Genomic DNA, 2072 nt, shown 5'->3' with positions numbered 1-2072 from the left:
TTCATGGTATCTATATTCATCTCTAGACCCAAATTGAATATTTCCATCTAAAAATAATCTGACATCGTCTTTGTACTTTGTCATGACAATTCTCTGGTATTCGGTTTGTTTTGAATATATAACCTTGTCTCTGTACATTTTATCCTCAATAGTTTTTGATAAGTCCTCTGAGAAAAACGTACCTAGAACCATTATAGTTAAGAAAGCGGCCATTATATATTTGAATTTTTCGTAATTGAATATATACTCCTTATATGACAATAATATCAATATAGCTACTAAAATATTGACGCTTCCAACTAAAAATGAAGTTGTAAAATATCCCAACTGAGGGAGCAATAACAAAGGAAATACTATAGATCCCACAAGTCCACCTATATAATCGAAGCTGAAAATATTCGATAAAGTAACACTTAAATTACTTTTATTCTCCTCCATTATTCTGGTCAACAGAGGAATTTCAAGCCCTACCAATATACCGATAATGACGATTAAGAAAAGCATAACTATAGTATATGAGCTCAAGTATGCATTGGCAGAAAATAAAATTACAGATGACAGTCCACCGAATATACCAACTGATAATTCAACTCGAATCAGCCAATCAAATAACTTATCCTTTATGTACTTAGATATATAAGAGCCCATTCCCATTGCAAACATATACAGCCCTATTGTAATAGAAAATTGCTTGATACTATCGCCGATTAAATACGAGCTTATTGCGCTGATCAACACCTCATATATTATCGAGCAGCCAGAAATAATTAAAGTCGTCAGCATCAAAATTTTGTAATTAAAATTTTTTTCTTTCATACCCTAAACTATAACTCCACTTATTATAATCGCTATGCCTATAAATAACCCAGCAACAACTAATCCTGCAGCAGTATTGCCTCTTAATACTTCATTTCCCAAATCGTATTTTCTATTAAATAAAGAAGTTATTTTATATCCCGCCATAAGCGATAATATTCCTAATATGTAGTATAAACCTACAACACCTATATCTTGGATTAGTGTAAGTTCAACTGCTTCTGTAGCAGGTGAAGCGACTGAGGCTTTAAATATAATCCCTACACTTATCGAAATTGATGCCATAATTAAACCTACTGCATTGTTTCCTTTTTTAATTTCCTCTGGAAAATATCCAGGAACGACTAAATCGACTAACATGCTGCCTACTATCATAAGCCCTATACCAAGAGCTAAATATATTAATATAATAATTATTTCAAACATAAATTTCTCTCCTATATTATTTTATTTTCCGAAGCTAAGTCCGCCACCTGCAAATCTTCTAAATCCAGAGCTGCCACTTCTTATAGATCCAGATTTTCTTATAGCATTGCAATCCTCATGAGTTACACGGCATTTTGTAGTATTTGTACAACACCATGCTGGGTTTGATGGACTGCAATTGTTCTGTCCACAATTTTTTCCAACATTAATGCCTATCATAATGATGAAAGCTATTGCCATGCATGCTACTAGACCTATTATTGGCAGTGCTGTTTTTTTAGAGTGATTAGAATTAGAGCTATTATAAGATTGATATACACTTATAGTATCAATATTTATGCGTTTTCCCAGGCTGTATTCAGTTTCGCCATTTTCCCATGTTTCTATACTTGCAACATTTTCATCGTTGCTTGAGTAAAACTCAACAAAGCTCACCACTTCCCCTAAATCAACATCGGCATTTCCTGAAAATGATTTTACCTTTGATGTACCTGAGTATGTTTTACCAGAGGAAAATTCGCCTTTACAGGTATCGAATTTTTTTCTGTTAATACCTTCATAAAGATAAGCTTCTTCGTTTTCAATTTCTAACCATTTTACTTTTTTATCGCTTAAGGATTTGAGTGTGTACTCTGTATATGAACCTTCTGTGTAAGTATATTCTACAATTTCTATACATTTAAATCTTTCATCGATAATTGCAACTTCACTGTTTAAATTGATTTCATTCATAGGAGCCCCCCTTTTTGTGACATATATTTCAATTATATCATATAGTTGACAAATAAAAATTATCTATAATATAATTGTATTATAGTATTAATACAATT

At 32.0% G+C, this 2072-nt stretch carries 2 protein-coding genes and 1 pseudogene; all 3 read right to left on the bottom strand.

Features of this window, described 5'->3' with window-relative positions:
• Nucleotides 1-816: pseudogene (locus tag ACI3VO_RS11435) on the bottom strand (polyamine aminopropyltransferase); the annotation flags it as partial.
• Nucleotides 817-819: 3 nt separating this feature from the next.
• Nucleotides 820-1242, bottom strand: coding sequence for a DUF350 domain-containing protein (locus ACI3VO_RS11430; protein ID WP_439758039.1), 423 nt, complete (start codon nt 1240-1242; stop codon nt 820-822).
• Between the two features lie 21 nt (nt 1243-1263).
• Entirely contained in the window at nt 1264-1974 is a 711-nt protein-coding gene (locus ACI3VO_RS11425) for a DUF4178 domain-containing protein (RefSeq protein WP_439758038.1), read from the bottom strand.
• Nucleotides 1975-2072 lie beyond the last annotated feature (98 nt).

It is taken from the genome of Intestinibacter sp., from assembly GCF_051866655.1.
GTDB lineage: Bacteria > Bacillota > Clostridia > Peptostreptococcales > Peptostreptococcaceae > Intestinibacter.
The sequence above is the reverse complement of the archived record's forward strand: the minus strand, read 5'-3'. Positions and strand labels throughout refer to the sequence as shown.

Excerpts from the sequence above, each read along its gene's own strand:
- ACI3VO_RS11425 (WP_439758038.1), bottom strand. The coding sequence starts at position 1,974 with ATGAATGAAATCAATTTAAACAGTGAAGTTGCAATTATCGATGAAAGA.
- ACI3VO_RS11430 (WP_439758039.1), bottom strand. The coding sequence starts at position 1,242 with ATGTTTGAAATAATTATTATATTAATATATTTAGCTCTTGGTATAGGG.